This is a genomic window from Tardiphaga sp. 813_E8_N1_3 (genome assembly GCF_051811025.1).
In the GTDB taxonomy this organism is placed as follows: domain Bacteria; phylum Pseudomonadota; class Alphaproteobacteria; order Rhizobiales; family Xanthobacteraceae; genus Tardiphaga.
The window spans coordinates 4,693,498-4,716,854 of sequence record NZ_JBPWQE010000001.1 but is presented as its reverse complement, the minus strand read 5'-3'; the positions used below and the strand labels follow the sequence as shown (position 1 = coordinate 4,716,854).

Below are 23,357 nucleotides of genomic sequence, written 5' to 3'. Positions count from 1 at the left end.
AATGCGCGCCGTAGCCAATGATGAGAAGAGCGAATTCGACGCGCTGGCATTCTTCTGTCTACTGCCGTCGTTGCTCTACGTTCTCTGCATGTTCGTCTATCCGTTTCTGTATGGGGTCTATCTCAGCCTTCAGCCGCAAAAGCTCAACGGCTTCAGTTTTGCGAACTATCTCACGTTCTTCAGCGATCCCTATCAGTATGGTACGATCTGGATCACCTTCAGTCTGGCGATCCCCACGACGATCGTTGTTCTTCTGCTCGCTCTCTGGCTGGCCTACGGCATGCGTCGCGGCATTTTCATGGAGCGCACCGTGACCACGATCCTGATCATGCCCATTTCGCTTGGCGTGATCCTGCTCTCGGAAGGTATCTTGGGTTTCTATGGTTCGCAGGGTTGGTTCAATCAGGTCCTTCTCGGATTAGGGCTTATCAAAGAGCCGTTCATTCTGACCCATAATTATGCTGGCGTTATGCTGGCGTTGTTCATGCAGCAGTTTCCGTTCTGCTTCCTGATGCTGCTGGGATACATATCCGGCATCGATCCCAGCCTTGAACGCTCGGCGCGGATGCTGGGTGCGACACCTTCGATCGTCTTCCGGCGCGTGATGCTGCCGCTCATCGCGCCCGGTCTTGCCATCGCATTCGCGCTGGTGTTCGTCATGAGCTTCGCGGTCTTTCCCTCGGCCATCATGCTCGGGCAGCCGGCGGGTACCACGCGCACGATCTCTATTGCGGCCTATCAGAAGGCCTTCGAACAATATGACATGTCGGCTGCCTCAGCGATTGCGGTGGTTATGGGCCTGTGTCAGCTGGCGGCACTGCTCGTCATCATTCTGTTCCGTCGACGGTTGTCGCCAGCAGCGACCATGGGCGTCGGAAAGAGATAGGGCTGCACAATGCGAACCAGAATGTGGAAGCTCTCGCTCTATCTGTTCATCGTGGGTTTCATCCTCAACATGCTTGGGATCGTGTCGCATGTCGTGGTGAGCTCGTTTGCCAAGCGTTGGTTCGGTGGCCTGCTGCCGCCGGCCTATACAACTGACTGGTTCGCTTATGCGTGGAAGAATTTCGATCTGGGACAGGTGCTGGGTGTCACGCTGCTGATCGTGGTCGTCGTCGTCGTCCTTGCGCTGGCAATCGGATTTCCGGCGGCCTACATCCTGGCCCGGCGAAATTTCCGATTCAAATCGGTCATCCTGCTGCTGTATTTTCTGCCGTTGGTGATCCCGCAGATGACCTACGGGATTCCGCTGGCGACGACTCTTTACCGATATGGCGTCGGCGGGTCCGTCGTCGGCGTGATTCTGGCGGTCCTGGTGCCGATGGTCCCGTTGGCCGTCTTCGTGTTGATGCCATTTTTCGAGCAGATCAGTGTCAATCTGGAATGGAGCGGGTCAATGCTTGGCGCAAGCCGGGCTCAGATTTTCAGGCGGATTCTGTTTCCCCTGATGGTACCGGGAATATTGACCGCGGGCGTTCTTGTGCTGGTCAATACGATATCGAATTTCGAGCTCGCATTTCTCCTCGGCGGCGGTGGATCGCAGACGCTCGTCGTCGCGTTATTCTACAACATGTTTGCCGGTGGTGTTCGCCCCGTCTATTCCATAGATGCCATGGCGGTGATCTACATGGTGATGGTGATGACGCTGCTTCTGATCGCTTTGCGGTTTGTGCGCCCGACACAGATGGTGTTCAAGCTCGACAAGTAAATTCACCTTTGAAGATGCGCGACGAGGAATCTCGTCGCGCCGTGCTTTCCCTAGGGTTTTGCGGATGTTCGTGGACCGTTATCGGTCCACTCGGGCGGCAGCCCGATCTTGGCGCCGGCCATTCCTGCAATGCCCGGAGCCCGACCGTAGGCCTCGCAGGCCGCGTATTTCGGTGCGAGGCCGATATTCGAGTTCACCTTCTGCCATGTGGGGATGTTGATCCCCATGGATTTGAAGGGAGTTTCCCCTTTCACCAGCAAATGTCCGAAGTCGTCGCCGAACGCCGACGCAAGTTCGTAGGCATCGCTCGCTTTCGAGGCGCGCGGCGAACTAAAAAAGACACCCGCGCCTCTGCCCCATAGCATGGCGGCTTGCTGCCGGCCGGTCACATCGACTGCTTCGGCTTCGATGGCGAGATCTCCCAAGCCATAGGGTATGCGCGGGATCGGTATCGGCACATTGGTGCCCATGTCGATGAAGCTTGTGCTGAGTGACGCCGCGACGGAAGCGCCAGCTGCAATCTCGTCGGTTTCCGTCGCCCGCGTCACCGTCGCACGGACAGTCAGATCCGCAGGCTCATGGGGCATCACGACCTGAAAGCGATCGCTGAGGCTGATACACAACGCGCGATTCACGGCGTTCGCCACCAGAGTTCGCTGTTCTCCGGATAACTTCGGCGCAATCGTGGATGGGAACACTGTCGGAGCAATGTTGATCGTCTTTGCCGCCAGAACCTGCTCTTTCCTGACCATGAGCCTGGATTTCGTGAGCTTGCCGTCGGACGGAGTGAGTCCTTCGTAGGACGAGAGCCGATTTCCCTGAACAGCAGGCACCGTCGCGCAACCTGGCAGAAACGTTGCGACGGCGAGCATCGCGAAGGATAGCGAATGATATTGTCTCCGCATCGATGACCGATGCCCGACTGAGCATGTCTGACCGCAGGATGGAGCCGTCTTCATAGCCGTCGATTGACGGAGACTGGCGAGGAAGTGCATTCGAAACCCCTGAGTATTGTCGCTGCACAATTCATAGGGATGCCAGGTTGCTCGCACTCCGGCCGAATGTGTCGAAACATTTCTTTGCAGGCGATTTTCGTGTCAAAAACCCGCCGCAATCGACCCGGGACATGCTTCGTTACAAAAGTTCTTCTCCAGTTTCCCCTGAGGCGACTACTGCTCCTCAGGGAGTAAGACGGATTTCATTTCCATGCATGTGCCGCAAATTCTGGTTGTTGACGACGATCTCGAAATCCGAAAGCTCCTGGCGCGTTACGCGCAAGAGCAGGGCTTTCGCGTCCAGCTTGCATCAAGATGCCGGGAGGTTCGCGAGCGCATCGTCACTAACCAGATTGATCTCATCGTACTCGATGTGATGTTGCCGGACGGATCCGGGCTCGACCTTTGCCGTGATTTGAGGGCCATGAAATCAAACATCCCGATCATCCTGCTCACCGCGCTGAAAGAGGATATCGATCGGATCATCGGCCTTGAGATCGGAGCCGACGATTACCTCGGCAAGCCATTCAACCCGCGTGAGCTCGTTGCGCGTATTCGCGCGGTCTTGCGTCGCGGTCGGAATAGCCGCTCTACGCCAGACGATGCCGGCCGGTATGTCTTCGAAGGCTTCACGGCCGATCCGTCCACGCGTTCGGTGACCGATCCGAAGGGTGAAGACATCGAACTGACCGGCGCGGAATTCGATCTCCTGGTGGCGTTTCTTGATCGTCCCGGCCGCGTATTGTCGCGCGATCAATTGCTCGATCTGACGCGCGGTCGCGATGGCGATGTGCTCGATCGATCGATTGATGTTCTCATCAGCCGCCTGCGCCGCAAATTATCAGACGGTGTCGTTGCCCAGCTATTCAGGACCGTGCGCAACGGCGGCTATCAACTGGCTGCCAAGGTTGTCCATGTGGAGGAGCAGAGATGAACACTCTTCGCGCAAAGATTGCTCTGCTTCTCGTCTCGTCGATCGTTGCAGTTGTCATGTTCATGACGATCGCGACAATGTATATTTTCAAGGCCCCAGACGAGGAGGTCATCAATCTGCTAGCCAGGCAGCTAATCTTGATGGAGCGCCTCGCAGCGAACGATCCTGAAGGCCGTGCGCTCATCCAGAGCCCGGCGAACGGTTTGCCGGACGAAAAGCAGACGAAAATCTTTAGCTCTGTTACCGCGCGACTTGGTTCACCGCTAGATGTCATCGTTACGCGTAAGGATGGGCTTGAAGGTCGATGGTTTCAGGCCGCGTCAGTCCGAGTCGGACCGCGAGGATGGTTGATCGTAGATCTCGATCTTCCGCCGAGCATCGAGCGCCTGTGGTGGCTTGCCTTCATCACAATCGGAGTCGGGGGCGTTGCGGTGCTCGCCGCGAACCGGATGATCCGACCGCTGGTCATGCTTGAAAGTGCCGTCGAAATGGTCAGCGCCGACGGCATTCTGCCGCACCTGCCCGAGCGCGGTCCAGCTGAAGTCCGGGCGACTGCGGCTGCACTAAATTCGTTGTCGACCCGGTTGAGGCGAGCAGTCGAAAGCCGCATGCGCCTCATTGCCGGCGCGGGTCATGATTTCCGTACGCCGCTTACCCGAATGAGATTGCGCGCGGAATTCGTCGCAGACGAGGAGGAGCGCGAATTGTGGCTCCGGGACATCAAGGAGCTCGACCATATCGCAGACAGCGCCATTGAGCTGGTGCGCGAGGAGTCGACGAGTGCGTTGTCGGAGGTCATTTGTATTGAAGGCCTGGTGGGGAGCGTCGCGACGGAATTGCAGGAGCAGGATTTCAAGATAGAAGTCTCCGATACCGCCAAGGCATGCGTAAAGGGAAATCGTGTCGCTCTGAGCCGCGCGTTGCGCAATCTGCTGATCAATGCGGCAACTCATGGCGAGCGCGGCAGAGTCAGCGTAACCGGCGGCGCAACTGCACGCATTATCATCTGCGACGACGGCCCGGGAATCTCTCCGGATCTTTTGGACCAGGTATTCGAACCGTTCTTTCGCACCAACCCGGCGCGCATTCAGAGCATCCCGGGAGCGGGACTTGGCCTTACGATCTCACGTGAAATCATTCGCCGGGCTGGTGGCGATATAAAAATCAGCAACGGTCGTGACGGTGGCCTGGTGCAGGTAGTCGAACTGCCGACAATCGCAAATTGATAGATCTATTCTTGTTGTGATCTTGAACCTGCGCTCGAGGCGCGGATCGATGGAACGTTGAGCAGTCCGATGACGAGCAGCCGGTTGGGCTCTCGTTAGCATATTGGTTCATGGGCATCAGCGCAGTCCTGCGGCACCTGTTTTTTCAAATTGAATTCCGAGACTTTGCGGATACGTTGTATTTCGCGCCACACAGGCTTGGAACTTCATCCGCTAACCGACGGGGGAACGGTGCAGATCATCTTCGCGCCGATCACTTTGACCGCTGATGCTCCTGGCCAGACTCCGACGGGCGATCGGAAGCTGTTGTCGGTTGTTTCGGCGCTGAGATGGACTCAGCGCTACGTCGGATCTGAAACCCGCGCGTCCCCTCAATGGGTTGACGTCGTCAGCAGGCTAACCGCTGCGAGCGAAGATCCGGTCAGCACTGTTGACGCTAGGAATGCACTTCACGATGCAATGGTCGCCTATGGCTGGGCCAAGCGGAGCATTCATTGATTTCGTTTTGGCAAGGGACCGCGTGTGTTAGCTGCCGACAGATCGCTTCTGTTGCGTTCATTTACCTGAGTGCCGCGGCGCTTCGAGAAATGTTCTCTGCCAGGGTCTGAAGCCTTGGCAAGAAGGTCTTGAGCAATTCACGTCGATCAATTGCAGAGATAAAATAAGTCATTCCAAGTGTCGCAAGCACCTTGTCTCCACTCATGAAGAAAAGGTTCATCCGCTCGCCAGTGATGTTCGACGCCGTGGCATGATCTCGCGGGGTGGACTCGCCAAATTCCGTCCCCACATATGCAGTCCCAGATGCCGCGTCCGCGGCGGTTTGGCATGGTTTGCCGCCGAGAGATAAATGCCTCCCGCATGACTCCACCCAATGCCCTTCGCGATTTCGTCGATCGCCACGAACGTCTTTTTGTCCTGACCGGCGCTGGTTGCAGCACCAATTCGGGCATTCCCGACTATCGCGACACCGACGGCAACTGGAAGCGCACGCAGCCGGTGACCTTTCAGGCCTTCATGGGGGAGGAACTGACGCGGCAGCGCTATTGGGCGCGCAGTCTCATTGGCTGGCGTCGGTTCGGTCAGGCGCGGCCGAACGATGCGCATCACGCATTGGCGTGTCTCGAACAGATCGGAAAATGCGAAGTTCTGCTGACCCAGAATGTGGACCGGCTACATCAGGCGGCCGGCAGCAAGAAGGTCATCGACCTTCACGGCCGGCTCGATCTCGTGCGTTGTATGGGATGTGAACGCCGGATCCAGCGCGATGAATTCCAGCACGAGATGGGCCGCTTGAACACAGGTTGGCTGGATCTCGACGCGGCCGTTGCGCCCGATGGGGATGCCGATCTGGATGGCGTCGATTTCGCATCCTTCATCGTTCCGGCCTGTGAGATCTGTGGCGGTATTCTCAAGCCGGATGTGGTGTTTTTCGGCGAGAACGTGCCGCGCGAATTCGTCGATGCCGCGCTTGGCCACCTGCATAAGGCCGACGCCATGCTGATCGCAGGTTCGTCTTTGATGGTCTATTCCGGCTTTCGCTTCGTGCAAGCGGCGGTGCGCGCGCAGATTCCCATCGCCGCGGTCAATCTTGGCCGCACGCGCGCCGACGAGTTTCTCAGCTTCAAGGTTGAAGATCGCTGCGAGGACGCGCTTGCATTTCTGCTTCAGCGGGCGGATGCGCCCTAACGGCGCAAGCCTCGCTTCAGGCCGCTAGATCCCACAGTCGCGGACAGCCGCGCAGAACCACGGCGCGGCCCGTGGGCGTCAGCGCCGGATCAGTGTCCGATAGCGCAACCAGTCCCATCGCAACCAGCTGATCGAGAACGTAACGGTTCAGCTTGGCCGGTGGCAGGATCGCGGGGCGAAGCATCCGCAGTGTGTCCCACTGGTTTTCGGTGAGCTGATATTCGGTCTCGGTCGACATGGTGTCCTGCTTGGATGAATCGGTGCATTCAATGCGCATGGCTTACGGAACCCGCATGACCTTGATGCGACATGGCGGGGGCGAAATCTGGAAATCACCGGATTGTTGGATGACGCCAAAACGCTGCTTTTGCGCAGCTGTCACATGGACGTGCAACAGAACGCGCGAACACATGCGCGAATCACGGCGTGCTCAGACCTAATGAAAAGTAGAACAATGTGCCACCCGCATTGAAAAATATCATGCAGCTGATGCGTACACGCCTCAGCTGGAGGTGGCTTGGCGCGCTCCTTAGCATAGCAATTGCTACGATTGCGTTTATGGCGCTGACCAAGGCGCTCAAGGGCGTGGATTTCGCCCATGTGCTGTCTGCCATGCATATGGTACCGCCAGGCAGCATCGCGCTGGCGCTGGCGCTAGTGGCGATCTCCTATGGCAGCCTGACGCTGTATGACTGGCTGGCCCTGCAGATGATCGGCCGGCGGGACATTCCCTTCAGGATTGCAGCGCTGGCCAATTTCACCAGCTATCCGATCTCGCATGGAACCGGCGCCGTGCTGCTGGTGTCATCGGCAGTGCGCTACCGGATTTACGCGCCGCATGGCATCGGCCCCGCCGGCGTCGCCCGCATCTGTTTTCTCACCGGCCTGACCTTCTGGCTCGGCAATCTCACCGCACTGGCGCTCAGCACTCTGCATGAACCCGGTGCCATCAGCCGTATCGATCAGCTCTCGCCCGAGATCAACCGCTTCATCGCGGTCGCAATTCTCGCGGGTATCATCGCCTATGTCGGCTGGACGTGGAACGGTATCCGCACGCTTGGTGGCCGCAACTGGTCGGTGCCGGTGCCGAGCGGGCGTAACGTGTTCTTCCAGATCGGCATTGGACTCGTCGATCTCGGAGCGGCGGCGCTGGCGATGTATGTGCTGATCCCGGAGACGATGGATGTCGGCGTCGCGCAGGTGATCGTCGTCTTCATCGCCGCGACGCTGTTGGGATTCGCCAGCCATGCACCCGCGGGTATTGGCGTGTTCGACGCCACGATCCTTGTCGGGCTTGGCGGCGAACATACCGAACAGCTTCTGGCCGTGTTGTTGCTCTTCCGGCTGTTCTATCACCTGATCCCGTTCGTGCTCTCGCTGACGCTGTTTGGTGCAGTCGAGGCGTATCGGAATGTGAACAGGCGCAAGCTCGCCTGAGTTACTTCGGCAGCGTCAACACTGCGGACTGCGCGTAACCGCGGAACGGGCGATTGAAATCGAGATTGGCGTGGTAACGCTCCGCGAGCGCCTTCAGCACATCGAGAAGCTCGCGGCGCGGCGTCACATCGAACAGCGTCAACCAGCGCAATAGCAGCTTGCTCGCGATCTTTGGTAGCCGCTCCTGGTGGCCGAAATCGACGATATGCAGTCGGCCGCCAGGCTTGAGCTGGGAGACAGCGTGGTCGAGCACATCCTGCCAGCCCGGGATCATCGAGAGGCTGTAGGAAATCATGACGTGATCGAATGACGGAACGGCAAAGATGCGCGCCGGATCGAAATTCGTCGCATTGCCATGGGCGACGCGAACGGTATCCGTGAGATCGTTGCGCGCAATCGAGGCGATCGCGGTGGTCAGCATTTCGGTCGAAATATCGATACCGTAGAATTTTGCCTGGGGATATTTCCGCGCGGCCTGAACCAGATTGCGGCCGGTGCCGCAGCCGATTTCCAGTACCATTGCACCCGGCGCAGGCGCGAGTTCCGCGATGAGCTGATCACGGCCAAGCAGATAGTACCGGCGCGTCGCGTCATAGATGAAGCGCTGCCAACGATACATCCGGTTCATGCGATGCGTGGCTTCGTTCGACCACGCGGGCTGACCGCCGTCTTCGTATTCGGAGACAATCGTCATGGCGCACCTCATCGCATCCGGATGAGCGATCCATTTCATCGCAACACGACAGCGGTGTGACAGTAGTTTCGTCGCGGGAATCGGCCGAAATTTAGAATGACTGTCGCAAAACCGCAGTCTGCGCTTGATAAAAATTTCAGATTGTCGATTCGAAGGGTCCAAGAAGCCGATGAATACGCATCTGATCGCCGACGCCGTTCGCAATAGCCGTGGTCGCGAAGAAACGACGATTTGGGACAGGCTGTTCGCCTTCTGGTTCCGTCGGTTGGTCTACACCCAGATCTGGGAAGATCCTGAGGCGGACATGGCCGCGCTGAAACTGGCGCCCGGTTCGACCATCGTCACGATCTCCAGCGGCGGCTGTAATGCGCTGTCCTATCTGTCGGCGAAGCCCGAACATGTCTATGCGGTCGATCTCAACGAGGCGCATCTGTCGCTGCTGAAGCTGAAGCTCGCCGGCTTGCGCGCACTGCCGAACTATCAGGACTTCTGGAAATTCTTCGGCGAAGGCGCATCCGATACCAATGTGGGCCTCTATCGCGAACGGCTGCGGCCGCTGCTCGATGCCGAAGCGCGCGGCTATTGGGACGAGCGCGATATCCAGGGCCGCCCGCGCTACGGTTACTTCAGTGACGGCTTCTATCGTCACGGCGCACTCGGCCGCTTCATCGGCTTCGCGCATTCGCTGGCGAAGCTCGCCCGCATCGATCTCAAGGCATTGTTGCACGAGGACAAGCAGTCCCCGGCGCGCAAGCGCGCGCTGGAACGCCTGCACTGGCTGTTTCATTCGCGGCTGGCCCGCCTGATGACGAAAACACCCGCTCTACTATTCAGCCTCGGCATCCCGCCGCAGCAGCGCACGCTGCTGGGCGGCAACCAGCCACTCAACGAAGTGCTGCATCAGCGTCTGCTCGCTCTGATCGACGTGCATCCGAACGCCAACAACTATTTTGCCTGGCAGGCGCTGAGCCGCAGCTATGTCGGCCCCGGTGACAAGTGCTTGCCGCTCTATCTGCAGCAGAGCCGTTACGCGGACACCGCCAGCCGCGCCGCTCTGGTCACGCCGGTGCATGCCAATCTGCGTGTGTTCATTGAGAGCCTTCCGGCTCGCCAGATCGACGCGGTTGTGCTGCTGGATTCGCAGGACTGGATGGCGCCGGATGAAATCCGTGCGCTGTGGGATGCGATCGATCGTGCCGGCAATGACGGCATCCGGGTAATTTTCCGCACCGCCGGCGCCGAGTCGCCGCTGGACGATCCGGAACATGCATCGTTGCGTGAGACGTGGCAGCGCGATGAGGCGCGCAGTGCCGAAGGTCTGGCTGCGGATCGCTCGGGCATCTATGGCGGGTTTCATCTGTATACGCGGAAGGCGTAAGCGGGATTATCCGCGAAGAATCTCAGCCTGCGTCCCCGCCTAGCACGCCAAAGGCGTGCGCGGGGCGGGGACCCATAACCAGGGCAGCGTGATAGAAGCGGCAGAGCCACAACCATCTCGCTCTAACTTTTGCTCCAGAGTGTATGGGTCCCCGCCTTCGCGGGGACGACATGCGAGAGCTACACCCCCAGATAAATCTGCTGGATATACTTGTCGCCAGCAATCTCTGCGGACGTTCCCTCACGGATCGTCCGTCCATGCTCGAGCACATAGACGCGATCCGCGATCCGCAGCGTTGACGTCGCGTCCTGTTCGACGATCAGGATCGCGGTGCCGTCTCTCCGGATTTGCTGGATCGAGTCGAAGATCAGCCCCTTCAGTCGCGGTGCGATGCCGACCGAGGGTTCGTCCAGCAGCAGCAGTTCCGGCCGCCCCATCAGCGCGCGGCCGATGGCCACCATCTGCTGTTCGCCGCCGGACAATGTGCTGGACTGCTGCCATTGCCGTTCGCGCAGCACCGGAAATAGCGTGAAGACGCGCTCCAGGTCTTTCTCGACGTCCGCGTTGTTCTTGCGGAGGTAAGCGCCAAGCTGCAGGTTCTTCAGCACCGACAGTTCCGAGAACAGTTTTCGCCCCTCGGGACAGTGGCAGATGCCCTTGGCGACGACGTTATACGGCTCGATCGGGTGCAGCGAGGCGTTCTTGAAGTTCAACGTGCCTTGCGAGGCAATGCTGCGCGAGATGGCCTTCAGCAGTGTGGTCTTGCCGGCGCCGTTGGGGCCGAGCACGCCAATGAGTTCACCCTTCTCGACCCTGATCGAGACGGATTCGATCGCCAGTGCTTTGCCGTAGCTGACCTTGAGATCGGTAACTTCAAGCAGAGGCATGGGTGTCCTCCGTCTTGCCGATATAGGCCTCGATCACCTTCTCGTTCTTCACGATTTCTTCCGGTGGGCCGACGGCGATGATCTCGCCGAAATTCATCGCAATGACGCGCGATACCAGCGCCATGAATTCGCGCAGCTTGTGCTCGATCAGCAGGATGGTCAGGTTCTCCTCGCGGTGCAGCCGGCGGATCAGCTGTGCCAGCTGTTCGATCTCGCTGCTGCCAAGTCCTGCGAAGGGCTCGTCAAGCAGCAACAGGTCCGGCCGGGTCGCCAGCGCGCGGGCGATTTCGAGCCGCCGCAGGTCGCCGTAAGGCAGCGTCTCCACCGGCTCCTTGTCGCGTCCGCCGAGACCGACCTGGGCGAGCAGGTAGCTGGCGCGCGCCTCCTTGTCCTTGTCCTCGCTGGCGCGCGGCGACATGCAGGCCACCAGCACGTTCTCCAGCAGGTTCATGCCGACAAAGGGGCGCGTGAGCTGGAAGGTGCGCGCCATGCCGCGATTGACCACCTTGTAGGGGGCGAGCTCGCGCACCAGTTCGCCGTTGAAGTGAATGCTGCCAGTGGTCGGCTGCATGAAGCCGGTGAGGATGTTGAACAATGTCGTCTTGCCGGCGCCGTTGGGGCCGAGAATGCCAGTGAATTCGCCCTTCTTCAGCGTAAAACTCGCGTTCTTGACGGCGGTGAGGCCGCCGAAGCGTTTGGTTACGCCGTTGACTTCGAGGAGATCGGTCATCGCAGGCGCTCCGTCAGCCGGCGCCAGAGCGGCGCGATCAGTCCATTGGGCAGGAAGAACAGGATCAGCATCAAAGTCAGCGTATAGATCCACAGCCGGTATTCGCCGAAGCCGCGCAGCATCTCGGTGAGCAGCGTCAACAGGATTGCGGCCACTGCAGCGCCGTAGATCGAGCCGATGCCGCCGACATAGACCATGATGATGACCGTGATCGACACCACGACGGAGAACAGCGGTGGCGAGACCTGTAGCTGGTAGTGCGCGTAGAGCGCGCCGCCCAAGCCTGCGAAGCCGGCCGAGATCATCAGCGACACGATCTTGTAGAAGGTGACATTGATGCCGGCGGCCTGGCAGGTCGCCTCGTCGCCGCGGATCGCGCGCAGCAGGAGTCCCCAATGCGACTGCGCCAGCAGTGTCAGCGCGATCACCGTGACCGCGAGAATCGCCAGCACGAACCAGTAGTAATGCAGCGGATTCTTCATCAAGGGATCGAGGCCGTAGATGCCTTCCTCGCCGCCAGTATATTCCCAGAAGATCAGACACAGACGCTGCAGGATCGCCGAAGCGGAGAGCATTGCCAGCGCGAAATAAGGCCCACGCAGCCGCAGCGTCGGGAAGCCGACCAGCAGGCTGAAGGCGATGGCGATCACCACGCCGAGCGGCAGGCTGACCCACGGATTTGTCGACCAGATCGAAGACAGGAAGCCCGCGGTATAGGCGCCAGCGCCGATGAACAGCGAATGGCCGAAATTCTCGCGCCCGGTGAGGCCGGACATGAAGTCCCAGCTCGATGCCCAGATGCCGTAGATCACGCAGACAGTAAGCACGCCAGTGAGATAGTTGCTGGCGGCGAACATGGGCAGCAATGCGAGAAAGGCGACGACGACGATGCCGCCCGCGATGTCGATAGGTGCAATGCGTTTCATGTCAGAATGCCGCTCGTCGCCCGAGGAGTCCCGACGGACGTATCATCAGCGTGACGACGACCGCGACCAGCGACACCAGCTCCGTCCATGATGTCGAAATCAGATAGGCAACGATGGTCTCGGAATAGCCGAGGATCAGCGACGCGATAATGCTGCCGGGGATCGAGCCGAGCCCGCCGACGATGACGATGGCAAAGGCCTTCACCATCGGCAGCAGGCCCATGGTCGGCTGCACCGTGAGGAATGGCGACACCAGCACGCCAGCGAGCGCCGCGGTGCCGGCGGAAATCGCCATCACGATGGAAAAGATGCGATTGGTCGGGATGCCCATATATTGCGCGGCTTCCGGATCCTGCGACACCGCGAGGATCGCGGCGCCGAGCCGCGTACGCTGGATGAACAGCCAGAGGCTAAGCAGCACGAGGACGCCGGCGACGAGAGCGAGCAAACGCTGACCGGAGATATCGACGCCGCCGATCGACAGCTTGTCAGCGACGAATGAGGGAACGTTGCGATATTCGGAGCCGAAGGTGATGAACAGCGCCTGTTCGACCGCGAGCGAGACCGCGAGGGTAATCATTAGTACCGCAAGCTGCGACGAGCGCAGCGGACGCACCAGAAAGCGCTCCATCACCACGCCGAAGCCGGCGACAATCAACACTGCCAGCGGAGCCGCGATGAAGAGCGGAACGCCGAGGAGCGAGGTGAGGACATAGGCCGCGTAGGCGCCGAGTGCGTAGAACGAGCCATGGGCGAGATTGAGGATGCGGGCGACGCCGAAGATCAGGGTGAAGCCAACGGCCAGCATCGCATAGATGGCGCTGGAAACCGCGCCGTAGATCAGAATCTGAAGCATGAGAACCCGCTGTTGAAGACCGGACAGAAGAGGGCGAACGCGTGAAAGTTCGCGCCTCCCGTTTTCGCGGCCGGCGAGGGGATCGCCGGCCGTGCGGTTACGTTGCGGCCGTAAGGACCGCGATCAACAGATCAGTTGCTCATCCAGGGCGGCGCGATCATCGGACCGGTAGCGGCTTCCTTCGGCCAGACCACAACGCGGGCGCCGTCCTTCTGCCACTGCACGAACAGCAGATTCTGCAGTCCCGGGCCGGTCTTCACGTCGTGTACTTCGTCGAACACCAGCTTGCCGGCGATGCCGACATGGTCGGTCTTCTCCAGTTCCTTGATGACAGCGTCGGGCTCGATGGAGTTGGCACGCTTCACGGCGTCGGCATAGACATAGACCGCGTCATAGGCGCCGATGCCGGTATAGACGGGCGCGGTGCCGAAGCGCTTCACGAATTCATCCCAGAACGGAATGGTCTTCGGGGTCAGCGGAGCGCGGATTGCGAACATACCGACGGTCTCGGCATTGGCCTTGCCGCTGACGCGGGTGAAGAAGTCGGCGTCCTGGCTCTTCACGTCGATGCCGCCGATCGGAATCGGCACCTGAGCGTCATGCCACTGCTTGACGAAGATGTCTGATGAGGCATGCGAGAGGACGACGATCAGATATTGCGCACCTGAATTCTTCACCTTGGCGAACAGCGGCGAGAAGTCGGAGGTCGAGGTGTCGAAGAATTCGGCCAGCGTCACGTCGGTGCCGCCGTCGGTCGCGCCCTTCTTCAGGATCGGCACGAGGTCCTGCACCCATTTGGCGTTTTCCCCGACAATGGCGATCTTCTTCAGGCCCATTTCACCTTTGAGCTTGCCATTGATGAAGTCGACCAGCGCGCGGGCCTGATGCGCCGCGTTGATGGGGAAGGCGCGGAAGATGTATTTGTAGTTCTCGTAGTCCGACTTCACCTTGGCGGTGATCGCGGGCGACGCAGCGCCGACACCGAGATAGATTGTCTTGGCGTTGGAAATATGCGGCAGCTGGGCCAGCGTCACGCCTGACGTGTAGCCGCCGATCAGCACGTTGACCTTGTCATCGGCGGTGAGCTTCTTGATTGCAGCAATGCCCTGTTCGGGATTCTCGGTCTCGTCGGCGACAACCATTTCGAGCTTGCGGCCGAGCAACCCGCCCTTGGCATTGATCTCTTCAATGGCCAGCTTGGCGGCGTTCTGGGTGTCGCGGCCGACCTGCAGCTGGACCGATGTCGGAATGCCGATCTTGATCGGCGCTTGCTGGGCAGATGCTGGAGCAGTGGAAGCAAGGGCGCCAGCAACAATCATACTCGCAGCCGCAAGCGGCCTCAGAAATGAGTCCATGGTGTCTCTCCCTAGGTGCATCTGGGTCGTTGCCCGATGCTTTTTGTGTGACCTCAGACTGCCAAGTGCGGCGAGAGCAAGTCAAGGAAGATTGCGCGCAGCAACACTGTGTCGCGGATTAAATTGCGAGCATTCACAAAGTGTTTCTCTGCTGCGATGCGATGACTGCTTGCATGACATGTAACGATGCTGCGGCGCGGGTAGCGCATTGCAAGTTGCGAGCAGCTGCAACATGCGCATTCTCAAGTGGCTGGTTGGGAGGTGTCGTTGGGTACAGCCGGGGCTGCCAAGGGGTGGGACCGCCGACGCAGGTAATAACGGCGGTCCCGTGCCGTGCATTGAAATTCGGGGCTGGAAAGCGACTTCCGCGCCCCACTGCGCGACGCGATCGACGCTATCCCAGCCCGGTTTTGTCGCAACTTAAACCAAATCTTAACCTAACCGATTAGGCTTACTTGGCCGGCTTTTCGAGCATTTCCGGCGGAGGTGGAGAATAATCTACTCCGCAGTCCTAGCCAGCAGCGTGATGTCGTTGGCATTGGCGCAATAGTTCTCGTAATTCGCCGCCGCCGTCTTGGCTGCGAGGTCAGTCCTGCAGGCCCGTTTGTGCGCGCAACCGGCGCAGGCGTGGCGCATCTCCATCATGTCAGGCGGCCGGATCTTGGCAATGGCGGCCTCGTCAAAGCCGAGCGCACGGAGCATCTGCGGCAATTCCTCCGCACCATTCACGCCTCTGCGTACGATCGTATCGAGATCGCCTGGCGCAAGGCCAAGCTCATGGGCCATGCGTTTGAACTCGCCGCTGTCGAGTGCACCGAGTTCGTTGAGCTGGCGGCGCCGGATCAACCAGTCGCCAATGCGTTCGATGAGATTGCTGACGACGGGGTAGGGCTGGACGGATGTCATGGCGGTCTCCGCTGAAAAATGTAGTCCAGCAGAGGGTCTGCCCAGCAGCGCGGAGTCGCATTGCGCTGGATCAATCAGAGGCGGGAGCTATACGCGGTTAGTCTTACCGCCGGAAATCCCTGCGCTGCAGGCACTTTTCGGCGAAACACAGGGCTGGATTCAGCGTTATCCGTGCTTAACTTAGAGACATTGTTAGTCCGGAAGCCGGGAACCGGCCTCAGGAGGCGTAAATGAGTTGCAAGCGTTTGAGTATGATTGCGGCCGGCGTCAGTCTGCTGGCGTGCTTTGGTGCCGCGCAAGCGGACACATACAAGCCCGGCGAGTTCTTGCTGCTCGACCTGCAGAAGGCCGTGCTGTCGCCGAAATTGCTTGGTCCGCCCGCATCATTCGAGCAGGTACAGATTCAGGCCAAGACTGATGTGAAGGCCGATGCAAAGACTGATGTGAAAGCCGGTCTGGTGAAGGCAGCGCCGCGCGTTGCACGCGCGCAGACCGCGAAGCCGGTGGCGCAGCGCGCTGCTGCGCAGAAGAAGGTCGCTCGCCGCGGCAATCCGCTGGATTCCAATGCAGCGGACACGCGCGTTCAGGTCTGGCCGTGCCGTACAGGCGGCATCTGTAGCTGGCAGAAATGAAAAGGCGGCGGATTTCTCCGCCGCCCATTCGGTCTTCAGGCTGAGACCTGAATGATTAGCCTTTGATCTCTTCCACGCCGCACCATTCAGCGATGAACAGCGCCAGTGCCGTCGTCGTCTTCTTCAACGAGGGCAGGTTGACGCCTTCGTCGAAGCCGTGGACGCCGCGCGAGATGCAGCCGTAGTTCAACGTCGGCACATTGTCGAACAGCGCATAGACGCGGCTGTCGAGATAGGCGAGCGAGATTTCCGGCTTTGGCTTCTGGCCGAACACGGCTTCATGGGCTGCGGCCAGTGTGGCTTCTGCATCAGATCCCGGTTTGAGTTCGTAGCCTTCGGCCTGGAAGCCGTTGAAGGTCACGGTCGGCGGGATGTTCGACAGGAACGGATCCTGATGCGCGAAAGCGGCGACGCAGTCGGTGATCTCCTTCTTCGCCGCTTCGGCCGTCTTGCCGGGCAGCAGCGAGATACGGAAGTCCACCTTGCACCAGGCCGGGACCGATGACGCCCAGTCGCCGCCGGCGATCTTGCCGATGTTCAGGTTGACCGGCTTCTCGATGTTCTTGAAGTGCTCATGCTGGTCCTTGGTCGCATTCCACTTGGCTTCCAGCTTGCGCAATTCACCGATGATCCGATAGGCGCCGTCGATGGCATTGGCACCGGTGCCCATGCGCTGCACATGCACCGGCACGCCGCGGACTTCGACCTGGAACCAGACCACGCCGATATTGGCGCGGGTGATCGTCTCATGCGACGGCTCCGACACCACCACGGCATCGGCCTTGTAGCCGCGCAGATGCGTCATCAGCGCGCCGTCGCCGGTGGATTCCTCTTCCACCACCGACTGCAGATACACCGTCGCCGCCGGCTGCAGGCCGAGGCTCTTCAGTGCATCGAGTGCGAAGATGTTGGAGGCGCAGCCCGCCTTCATGTCGCCGGCGCCGCGGCCCTGCATCCAGTCGCCCTGGATGACCGGGTCGTAGGGCGGGGTGGTCCACATGTCGTGGGGACCTTCCGGCACCACGTCCACATGGCCCTGCATGATCAGCGAGCGGCCCTTTTCCTCGCGCGGATAGTGCGTACCGACGACGATCGGCGCAGTCGAATGCAGGTCGTCCCAGGCGCCGGCGCCGGGATGATGGCCGAGCGCGGCGCGGTCCATCTCGAAGCGCTCCATCTTGTAGCCGCGCGCCTTCATGGCGCGGAACATGAAGTCCTGCATCGTGTGTTCGTTGCCGCGCGTGGAGACGTGGCGCACCATGTCCTGCGTGAACTTGACCTGGGCATCAAAGCCCTTGTCGACGGCAGCGATGATCTTGTCGCGGAGAGCGGGATCGAGAGCCATTTTGTTTTTCCTTTTTTTTTGTGAGGGGGCTCAGGCGGTCAGCGCGCGCTCGAGCTTTTCCATGCCTTCGTCCAGGATCTCGTCCTGGGCGGTCAGCGGAACGAGTACGCGGATGGTGTTGAAATTGACGCCGCAGGACAGCAGGATCAGGCCTTCCTCGGTGGCCTTCTGCGTCACCTTCTTAGTCAGCTCCGCATCAGGCGTGTCAGAGCCGCGCTCCTTGACGATGTCGAAGGCGATCATGGCGCCGACATTGCGGATGCTGGCGATCGGCACGAGATCGTTGCGCTGCTGCATCTTCTTCAGGCGTGTGGTGATGCGCTCGCCGATATGGTTGGCGCGGTCGACCAGCTTCTCCTTCTCGAACACGTCGAGCACAGCCATCGCCGCGGCAATCGCCAGCGGGTTGCCGGCATAGGTGCCGCCGAGGCCGCCGGGATCGGCGGCGTCCATGATCTTGGCCTTGCCGATCACGCCCGACAGCGGGAAACCGCCGGCGAGGCTCTTCGCCACGGTGATGAGGTCGGGCTTCACGTCGTAATGTTCCATCGCGAACATCTTGCCGGTGCGGCCGTAACCGGTTTGCACTTCGTCGGCAATGAAGACGATTCCATTCTCGTCGCAGATCTTGCGCAGCGCGCGCATCAATTCCGGCGGCGCCTGGTGGAAGCCACCTTCGCCCTGCACGGGCTCGATGATGATGGCTGCGACGCGGGCCGGATCGATGTCGGCCTTGAACAGGAAGCTGAGATACTTGAGCGATTCCTCAACGGTGACATCAAGCGGCGCGGCCGGGAACGGCACGTGCCAGACTTCCGGCATGGCTCCGCCAAAGCCCTTCTTGTAGGGGAACACCTTGCCGGTCATGGTCATGGTCATATGGGTGCGACCATGGAAGCCGCCGGTGAAAGCGATCACGCCGGCACGGCCGGTGGCGGCGCGGGCCATCTTGATGGCGTTTTCGGTCGCTTCGGCGCCGGTGGTGAAGAAGGCGGTCTTGGTGGCACCGTCGATCGGCGCCAGCTTGTTCAGGCGCTCGGCGAGGGTCACGTAGGATTCATACAGCAGCACCTGGAAGCAGGTGTGCGTGAAGTTCTCCATCTGCGCACGCACGGCGGCCATGATGGTCGGGTGGCAGTGGCCGGTGTTGAGCACGGCGATGCCGCCGGCGAAGTCGACATAACGCTTGCCTTCGACGTCCCAGACTTCGGCATTCAGCGCGCGCTGCGCCGAGATCGGGGTGGAGTGGCCGATGCCGCGGGGAACGGCGGCTTCGCGACGTGCGAAGATTTCTGCATTGGTCGACATATCGTGTCCTTCGAGTTTGATTGCGTTTCGTATTGTTGGTGGTCTGGTCAGCGCGCGGCTTCGAAACCGGCGAGGGTCGAGGTGAGGTTGGCACCCAGGATGTCGGAGAGATATCCGCCTTCCTGAACGAGCACGGTGGGCAGGCCCATGCGCGCGACGGCTTCACCGATGCGCCTGAAGCCCGGGGTGGTGACCTTGAGTGCGGCCAGCGGATCGTGTTCGGACGCGTCGAGGCCGAGCGCGAGCACGAGCGCTGTTGGCGCAAATGACTTGATGGTCTTCTCGGCGACGGCGAGCGCGTCGATGAAGCCGTCATCGCCGGTGCCGAGCGCAAGCGGGAGATTGAGATTGGTGCCGAGGCCGTTGCCTTCGCCCTTCTCATGGGCATAGCCCCAGACGAAGGGATAGTAGCCGATGGGATCGGCATGGATCGACACTGTCAGCACGTCCGGACGCGCATAGAAGATGCCCTGGGTGCCGTTGCCGTGATGTACGTCGACATCGAGGATGGCGACGCGTTCGTGCTTGGTGCGCAGATGCTCGGCGGCGATCGCCGAATTGTTCATGAAACAGAAACCGCCGGCCATGTCGCGATAGGCGTGGTGGCCGGGTGGACGGCAGAGTGCGTAAACGGCGTCCTCGCCGTCCATCACCATCTGCGCCGCGGTGACGGCGACGTCGGTGGAGGCGCAGGCACCAAGCCAGGTGCCAGGACCGATCGGTGCTGCGGTATCCGCGGTGTGCCAGCCGAGCTTGCCGGTGATGTGGGTCGGATAGCTGCCCGCCACGCGGTTCGGGTGAATATTGGCGATCATCTCCGGGCCGTAATCCGGCAGCTTGATCCATTCTTCCCAAGCGCCTTCGAGGAAGCGCAGATATTCCGGCGAGTGCACGCGGGCGCGTGGGCCCTGGCCGAATTCGGTCGGCGCGACGATCGTGTGCTTGCCGTCGGCAAGACCTTTCAGCAGGCGCTCGGCGCGCTCCGGCTGCTCGGTGGTCTTGCGGACCTGACCACGCACAAGGAAGAACTGCGGATCATGGCTCTTGTGCTTGTCGGAATACACTGCCTTCACGTGGCGGCTCCATTCGTTGAGGAGGGAAGTTCGCGGACCAGCTTGCCGACTTCGCGCCAGGCAGCGCCGATGTGATAGTCGATCCGCGCGGTGATGATGTCGGGATGCCCCTGTTCGAGCACTTCGAGCAGCGCCTCATGGGTCTGCGCAATGCGATGCGGATCGTCATAGAGCCGGCCGATCAGGCCGATCGTCATGCGCAGTTCCGAGGCGAGGTCGTCGAACAGACGCAGCAGACGCTTGCTGCCGGCGATCTCGCAGATCATGCGGTGAAATTTGTAGTCTTCCTCGATCTGCCGGGCATGATCATCGATGCCGGCGGTCTCGTGCATCACGTCGATCTGCCGGCGCAGCATGTCGCGATTGGCAGGCGTCATGTTCTTCGAGGCGAGCACGCCGGCGTGACATTCGACGCAAATGCGCAGGTCGTAGATCTCGTCGATATCCGTTGCTTCAAGCTTGCGGACGAAGAAGCCACGGCGCGGATGCGAGACCAGCAGGCCCTGTTGCTCAAGCAGCCGTGCCGCTTCACGGACAGGAGCGCGGCTGACGCCGAGCTCGCGGGCGATGCCGGCTTCGACGACTTTGGCGCCGGGCAGCAGCTGCCCCTTGATGATGGCCTGGGTCAGGATGCGTGCGACCTGCCCGACAAGATCGGTGTCGGCGAGGGCGGTCAGACCAACTGGAGGAGTAATCAAACGCATGCGGGGACCCGTTTCTTCCCCTGTACAAGAATTAATCGTCGATTGTCGACAGTTTAATCTTGCGAGCTGCCATGCGATTGTGTTTCCTGCCCGCACCTTAAAAAAAGCCGGGAACCGCGCCTGTGAACATGCATGCAAACCTTACGCCGACCCTCGATGCCGCCAAGCAGGTTCGTATCGATCTTGCTGCGGCCTATCGTCTGATCCATCGCCTCGGCCTCGATGACAGCATTTACACGCATATTTCGGTGCGCGTCCCCGGCACGCAGGACCGCTTCCTGATCAATCCCTATGGCATGCGCTTCGAGGAAGTGACGGCCGGCAACCTCGTCACCGTCGATGTCGACGGTAAAGTTGTCGATGATCCGCTCGGCCTGGGCATCAACCCGGCTGGCTTCACCATTCACAGCGCCGTTCACGCTGCGCGCCATGATGCGCAGTGCGTGCTGCATACGCATACCGTTGCCGGCGTCGCCGTGTCGTGCCTGAAGGACGGTCTGCAGCCGCTGAACCAGTGGTCGATGCAGTTCACTGACCGTATCGCCTATCATGACTTCGAAGGCATCGCGCTGGACCTGTCCGAGCGCGAGCGTCTGGTCGCCGATCTCGGCGACAAGATGGTTCTCATCCTGCGCAATCACGGCCTGCTCACCTGCGGCCGCTCGGTTGGCGAGGCCTTCAAGCTGATGTTCAACATGGAGCGCTCCTGCCGCGCGCAGCTCGCGATTCTTTCAACCGGCGCAGAAGTCATTCGCCCGTCCCACGCCATTGCCGCACACACCGCCGGCCAGTATGACCGCGGTTACGACAAGGTGCATGGCACCGAAGGCGGCAAGCCGGACAGCGAGTGGGAGGCCTTCAAGCGCATGCTCGAGCGCACGGACGCCGATTACAGAAATTGATCCGACTTCCGCTACACATCGTCAACTGATCTGGGTTACGTGCCAGCCGGCACTAAGGGGAAAGATATGTTGAAGAAATTTGTACTGGCTTTGGCACTGAGCGGCGTAAGCACAATGGCGCTCGCTCAGGAGCCGAAGATCGGCGGCACCATCAATGCGGTGATCCAGCCTGAACCGCCGGGCCTGATGCTCGCGCTGGTTCAGAATGGCCCGACGCAGATGGTCTCGGGCAACATTTATGAAGGCCTGCTGCGTTACAGCAAGACGCTGGAGCCGCAGCCGGGTCTCGCCGAGAGCTGGACCATCAGCCCGGATGCCAAGACCTACACGTTCAAGCTCAAGCAGGGCGTGACCTGGCATGACGGCAAGCCGTTCACCGCGGCCGACGTGCTGTTCTCCATCGAGACGCTGAAGGTGACCCACGCGCGTGCGCGCAACAACCTCGTGCAGCTCGACAAGGTCGAAGCGCCGGACGATTACACCGTCGTCTTCACGCTGAAGCAGCCCTTCGGTCCGTTCATTGGCATCTTCGAAGTCGGTTCGATGCCGATCATCCCGAAGCACATCTATGAAGGCACGGACGTCAAGACCAATCCGGCGAACAACACGCCGATCGGTACTGGTCCGTTCATGTTCAAGGAATGGAAGAAGGGCTCGTTCATCCAGCTGGTGAAGAACCCGAACTACCACGTCCAGGGCAAGCCCTATATCGACGGCATCTACTGGCAGATCATTCCGGACGCTGCTGCGCGTTCGGTGGCCTACGAGACCGGCAAGGTCGATGTGCTGCCCGGCGGTTCGATCGAGAACTTCGACGTGCCGCGCGTCAGCAAGCTGCCGAACACCTGCGTCACCGGCGACGGCTGGGAATTCTTCTCGCCGATGGCCTGGATGTGGCTCAACAACCGCAATCCCGTGCTCGCCAACAAGAAGGTTCGTCAGGCGATCATGTATGCGGTGGACCGCGAATTCGCCAAGGACGTGATCTGGAACGGTCTCGGCAAGGTGGCCACCGGCCCGTCGTCGTCGGCGATCAAGTTCTACACCGACAACGTGCCGAAATATCCCTACGATCCGGCCAAGGCCAAGGCGCTGCTGAAGGAAGCCGGCTACAAGGGCGAGAAAGTCCGCCTGATGCCGCTGCCCTACGGTGAAACCTGGTCGCGCTGGGGTGAAGCCGTGAAGCAGAACCTCGTCGACGTCGGCATGAATATCGAGACCATCGCCACCGACGTTCCCGGTTCCAACCAGAAGAACAGCGAATGGGATTACGACATCTCGTTCACCTATCTGTATCAGTACGGCGATCCGGCGCTTGGCGTTGGCCGCAATTACGTGACGAGCGCGATCCAGAAGGGCCAGTTGTTCAACAACCTGGAAGGCTACTCCAATCCCGAGGTCGACAAGCTGTTCGAAGAGGGCGCCGTCGCGACGCCGGATTCGAAGCGCAAGGAGATCTACGAGAAGGTCCAGAAGATCCTCGTCGAGGATGTGCCCGTTGCCTGGCAGCTTGAGCTGCAGTTCCCGACTATCTCGAACTGCAAGATCAAGAACCTGATCACGACCGGTATCGGCGTTAATGACGGCTTCCGCGACGCCTGGATCGACAAGTAAGCTTTCAGCCTGATGCCCGTGACGATCTCTGTGATCGTCACGGGTTTTCCTTGTGTACTCT

General features: G+C 60.3%; 23 protein-coding genes. 10 read left to right on the top strand and 13 right to left on the bottom strand.

What is annotated here, in order from left to right:
* Position 1 precedes the first annotated feature (1 nt).
* Both AB8A33_RS22370 and AB8A33_RS22365 read left to right on the top strand, forming a co-directional pair.
* Entirely contained in the window at positions 2 to 886 is an 885-nt protein-coding gene (locus AB8A33_RS22370) for an ABC transporter permease (RefSeq protein WP_439094772.1), read from the top strand.
* 9 nt (positions 887 to 895) lie between these two features.
* Positions 896 to 1,708, top strand: coding sequence for an ABC transporter permease (locus AB8A33_RS22365; protein WP_439094771.1), 813 nt, complete (start codon positions 896 to 898; stop codon positions 1,706 to 1,708).
* 50 nt (positions 1,709 to 1,758) lie between these two features.
* Here the strand turns inward: AB8A33_RS22365 and AB8A33_RS22360 are convergent, their stop codons facing one another.
* Positions 1,759 to 2,580, bottom strand: coding sequence for a DUF3313 domain-containing protein (locus AB8A33_RS22360; protein WP_439094770.1), 822 nt, complete (start codon positions 2,578 to 2,580; stop codon positions 1,759 to 1,761).
* 334 nt (positions 2,581 to 2,914) lie between these two features.
* Here AB8A33_RS22360 and AB8A33_RS22355 point away from each other — a divergent pair, with 334 nt between their 5' ends.
* From AB8A33_RS22355 to AB8A33_RS22345, 3 genes are all read left to right on the top strand, one after another.
* Positions 2,915 to 3,637, top strand: coding sequence for a response regulator (locus AB8A33_RS22355; RefSeq protein ID WP_439094769.1), 723 nt, complete (start codon positions 2,915 to 2,917; stop codon positions 3,635 to 3,637).
* Positions 3,634 to 4,863 carry an ATP-binding protein gene (locus AB8A33_RS22350; RefSeq protein WP_439094768.1) on the top strand — a complete coding sequence of 410 codons (1,230 nt, stop codon included), beginning with the start codon at positions 3,634 to 3,636 and terminating at the stop codon, positions 4,861 to 4,863. The genes AB8A33_RS22355 and AB8A33_RS22350 overlap by 4 nt, the downstream gene beginning before the upstream one ends.
* An 858-nt stretch (positions 4,864 to 5,721) precedes the next feature.
* On the top strand, positions 5,722 to 6,549 hold the full coding sequence (locus AB8A33_RS22345; RefSeq protein ID WP_439094767.1) for an NAD-dependent protein deacetylase: 828 nt from the start codon (positions 5,722 to 5,724) through the stop codon (positions 6,547 to 6,549).
* Positions 6,550 to 6,565: 16 nt separating this feature from the next.
* Here AB8A33_RS22345 and AB8A33_RS22340 read toward each other — a convergent pair whose 3' ends face one another.
* Entirely contained in the window at positions 6,566 to 6,787 is a 222-nt protein-coding gene (locus AB8A33_RS22340) for a hypothetical protein (protein WP_092139391.1), read from the bottom strand.
* A gap of 320 nt (positions 6,788 to 7,107) precedes the next feature.
* Here AB8A33_RS22340 and AB8A33_RS22335 point away from each other — a divergent pair, with 320 nt between their 5' ends.
* The gene (locus tag AB8A33_RS22335; RefSeq protein WP_439094766.1) at positions 7,108 to 7,986 is read left to right on the top strand and encodes a lysylphosphatidylglycerol synthase transmembrane domain-containing protein; all 879 of its coding nucleotides are present in this window, start codon (positions 7,108 to 7,110) and stop codon (positions 7,984 to 7,986) included.
* A 1-nt stretch (position 7,987) separates the two neighbouring features.
* Here the strand turns inward: AB8A33_RS22335 and AB8A33_RS22330 are convergent, their stop codons facing one another.
* Entirely contained in the window at positions 7,988 to 8,680 is a 693-nt protein-coding gene (locus AB8A33_RS22330) for a class I SAM-dependent methyltransferase (RefSeq protein WP_439094765.1), read from the bottom strand.
* 169 nt (positions 8,681 to 8,849) lie between these two features.
* On the opposite strand from AB8A33_RS22330, the gene AB8A33_RS22325 reads away from it, so the two are divergent.
* Positions 8,850 to 10,058 carry a DUF3419 family protein gene (locus AB8A33_RS22325; protein ID WP_439094764.1) on the top strand — a complete coding sequence of 403 codons (1,209 nt, stop codon included), beginning with the start codon at positions 8,850 to 8,852 and terminating at the stop codon, positions 10,056 to 10,058.
* 179 nt (positions 10,059 to 10,237) lie between these two features.
* Here AB8A33_RS22325 and AB8A33_RS22320 read toward each other — a convergent pair whose 3' ends face one another.
* From AB8A33_RS22320 to AB8A33_RS22295, 6 genes are all read right to left on the bottom strand, one after another.
* Entirely contained in the window at positions 10,238 to 10,945 is a 708-nt protein-coding gene (locus tag AB8A33_RS22320; protein ID WP_439094763.1) for an ABC transporter ATP-binding protein, read from the bottom strand.
* On the bottom strand, positions 10,932 to 11,675 hold the full coding sequence (locus tag AB8A33_RS22315) for an ABC transporter ATP-binding protein (protein WP_439094762.1): 744 nt from the start codon (positions 11,673 to 11,675) through the stop codon (positions 10,932 to 10,934). The genes AB8A33_RS22320 and AB8A33_RS22315 overlap by 14 nt, the downstream gene beginning before the upstream one ends.
* Positions 11,672 to 12,601 carry a branched-chain amino acid ABC transporter permease gene (locus tag AB8A33_RS22310; protein WP_439094761.1) on the bottom strand — a complete coding sequence of 310 codons (930 nt, stop codon included), beginning with the start codon at positions 12,599 to 12,601 and terminating at the stop codon, positions 11,672 to 11,674. Before AB8A33_RS22310 ends, AB8A33_RS22315 begins: the two co-directional genes overlap by 4 nt.
* 1 nt (position 12,602) lies before the next feature.
* Positions 12,603 to 13,457, bottom strand: coding sequence for a branched-chain amino acid ABC transporter permease (locus tag AB8A33_RS22305; RefSeq protein ID WP_439094760.1), 855 nt, complete (start codon positions 13,455 to 13,457; stop codon positions 12,603 to 12,605).
* A gap of 131 nt (positions 13,458 to 13,588) precedes the next feature.
* A complete protein-coding gene (locus tag AB8A33_RS22300; RefSeq protein WP_439094759.1) occupies positions 13,589 to 14,812 on the bottom strand; it encodes an ABC transporter substrate-binding protein in 1,224 nt (407 codons plus the stop codon).
* 498 nt (positions 14,813 to 15,310) lie between these two features.
* Entirely contained in the window at positions 15,311 to 15,718 is a 408-nt protein-coding gene (locus AB8A33_RS22295; protein WP_439094758.1) for a DUF6455 family protein, read from the bottom strand.
* Positions 15,719 to 15,948: 230 nt separating this feature from the next.
* On the opposite strand from AB8A33_RS22295, the gene AB8A33_RS22290 reads away from it, so the two are divergent.
* Complete coding sequence (locus AB8A33_RS22290) at positions 15,949 to 16,350, top strand: hypothetical protein (RefSeq protein WP_439094757.1); 402 nt, start codon at positions 15,949 to 15,951, stop codon at positions 16,348 to 16,350.
* A 55-nt stretch (positions 16,351 to 16,405) separates the two neighbouring features.
* Here the strand turns inward: AB8A33_RS22290 and AB8A33_RS22285 are convergent, their stop codons facing one another.
* The 4 genes from AB8A33_RS22285 to AB8A33_RS22270 are packed head-to-tail and all read right to left on the bottom strand — an operon-like array spanning position 16,406 to position 20,780.
* Complete coding sequence (locus AB8A33_RS22285) at positions 16,406 to 17,695, bottom strand: ArgE/DapE family deacylase (RefSeq protein WP_439094756.1); 1,290 nt, start codon at positions 17,693 to 17,695, stop codon at positions 16,406 to 16,408.
* Between the two features lie 30 nt (positions 17,696 to 17,725).
* The gene (gabT, locus tag AB8A33_RS22280; protein WP_439094755.1) at positions 17,726 to 19,003 is read right to left on the bottom strand and encodes a 4-aminobutyrate--2-oxoglutarate transaminase; all 1,278 of its coding nucleotides are present in this window, start codon (positions 19,001 to 19,003) and stop codon (positions 17,726 to 17,728) included.
* A gap of 47 nt (positions 19,004 to 19,050) precedes the next feature.
* A complete protein-coding gene (locus tag AB8A33_RS22275; RefSeq protein WP_439094754.1) occupies positions 19,051 to 20,076 on the bottom strand; it encodes a histone deacetylase family protein in 1,026 nt (341 codons plus the stop codon).
* Positions 20,073 to 20,780, bottom strand: a complete 708-nt coding sequence (locus AB8A33_RS22270) for a GntR family transcriptional regulator (RefSeq protein WP_439086421.1) — start codon at positions 20,778 to 20,780, stop codon at positions 20,073 to 20,075. Before AB8A33_RS22270 ends, AB8A33_RS22275 begins: the two co-directional genes overlap by 4 nt.
* Before the next feature lie 128 nt (positions 20,781 to 20,908).
* On the opposite strand from AB8A33_RS22270, the gene AB8A33_RS22265 reads away from it, so the two are divergent.
* Both AB8A33_RS22265 and AB8A33_RS22260 read left to right on the top strand, forming a co-directional pair.
* On the top strand, positions 20,909 to 21,682 hold the full coding sequence (locus AB8A33_RS22265) for a class II aldolase/adducin family protein (protein WP_439096007.1): 774 nt from the start codon (positions 20,909 to 20,911) through the stop codon (positions 21,680 to 21,682).
* A gap of 66 nt (positions 21,683 to 21,748) precedes the next feature.
* The gene (locus AB8A33_RS22260) at positions 21,749 to 23,296 is read left to right on the top strand and encodes an ABC transporter substrate-binding protein (RefSeq protein ID WP_439094753.1); all 1,548 of its coding nucleotides are present in this window, start codon (positions 21,749 to 21,751) and stop codon (positions 23,294 to 23,296) included.
* Positions 23,297 to 23,357: the final 61 nt, after the last annotated feature.

Coding starts and splice junctions, on each gene's coding strand:
- AB8A33_RS22340 (WP_092139391.1), bottom strand. CDS start 6,787: ATGTCGACCGAGACCGAATATCAGCTCACCGAAAACCAGTGGGACACA.
- AB8A33_RS22290 (WP_439094757.1), top strand. CDS start 15,949: ATGAGTTGCAAGCGTTTGAGTATGATTGCGGCCGGCGTCAGTCTGCTG.
- AB8A33_RS22345 (WP_439094767.1), top strand. CDS start 5,722: ATGACTCCACCCAATGCCCTTCGCGATTTCGTCGATCGCCACGAACGT.
- AB8A33_RS22315 (WP_439094762.1), bottom strand. CDS start 11,675: ATGACCGATCTCCTCGAAGTCAACGGCGTAACCAAACGCTTCGGCGGC.
- AB8A33_RS22335 (WP_439094766.1), top strand. CDS start 7,108: ATGGCGCTGACCAAGGCGCTCAAGGGCGTGGATTTCGCCCATGTGCTG.
- AB8A33_RS22285 (WP_439094756.1), bottom strand. CDS start 17,695: ATGGCTCTCGATCCCGCTCTCCGCGACAAGATCATCGCTGCCGTCGAC.
- AB8A33_RS22355 (WP_439094769.1), top strand. CDS start 2,915: ATGCATGTGCCGCAAATTCTGGTTGTTGACGACGATCTCGAAATCCGA.
- AB8A33_RS22270 (WP_439086421.1), bottom strand. CDS start 20,780: ATGCGTTTGATTACTCCTCCAGTTGGTCTGACCGCCCTCGCCGACACC.
- AB8A33_RS22360 (WP_439094770.1), bottom strand. CDS start 2,580: ATGCTCGCCGTCGCAACGTTTCTGCCAGGTTGCGCGACGGTGCCTGCT.
- AB8A33_RS22370 (WP_439094772.1), top strand. CDS start 2: ATGCGCGCCGTAGCCAATGATGAGAAGAGCGAATTCGACGCGCTGGCA.
- AB8A33_RS22310 (WP_439094761.1), bottom strand. CDS start 12,601: ATGAAACGCATTGCACCTATCGACATCGCGGGCGGCATCGTCGTCGTC.
- AB8A33_RS22260 (WP_439094753.1), top strand. CDS start 21,749: ATGTTGAAGAAATTTGTACTGGCTTTGGCACTGAGCGGCGTAAGCACA.
- AB8A33_RS22295 (WP_439094758.1), bottom strand. CDS start 15,718: ATGACATCCGTCCAGCCCTACCCCGTCGTCAGCAATCTCATCGAACGC.
- AB8A33_RS22265 (WP_439096007.1), top strand. CDS start 20,909: ATGCATGCAAACCTTACGCCGACCCTCGATGCCGCCAAGCAGGTTCGT.
- AB8A33_RS22320 (WP_439094763.1), bottom strand. CDS start 10,945: ATGCCTCTGCTTGAAGTTACCGATCTCAAGGTCAGCTACGGCAAAGCA.
- gabT (WP_439094755.1), bottom strand. CDS start 19,003: ATGTCGACCAATGCAGAAATCTTCGCACGTCGCGAAGCCGCCGTTCCC.
- AB8A33_RS22300 (WP_439094759.1), bottom strand. CDS start 14,812: ATGGACTCATTTCTGAGGCCGCTTGCGGCTGCGAGTATGATTGTTGCT.
- AB8A33_RS22330 (WP_439094765.1), bottom strand. CDS start 8,680: ATGACGATTGTCTCCGAATACGAAGACGGCGGTCAGCCCGCGTGGTCG.
- AB8A33_RS22350 (WP_439094768.1), top strand. CDS start 3,634: ATGAACACTCTTCGCGCAAAGATTGCTCTGCTTCTCGTCTCGTCGATC.
- AB8A33_RS22325 (WP_439094764.1), top strand. CDS start 8,850: ATGAATACGCATCTGATCGCCGACGCCGTTCGCAATAGCCGTGGTCGC.
- AB8A33_RS22305 (WP_439094760.1), bottom strand. CDS start 13,457: ATGCTTCAGATTCTGATCTACGGCGCGGTTTCCAGCGCCATCTATGCG.
- AB8A33_RS22365 (WP_439094771.1), top strand. CDS start 896: ATGCGAACCAGAATGTGGAAGCTCTCGCTCTATCTGTTCATCGTGGGT.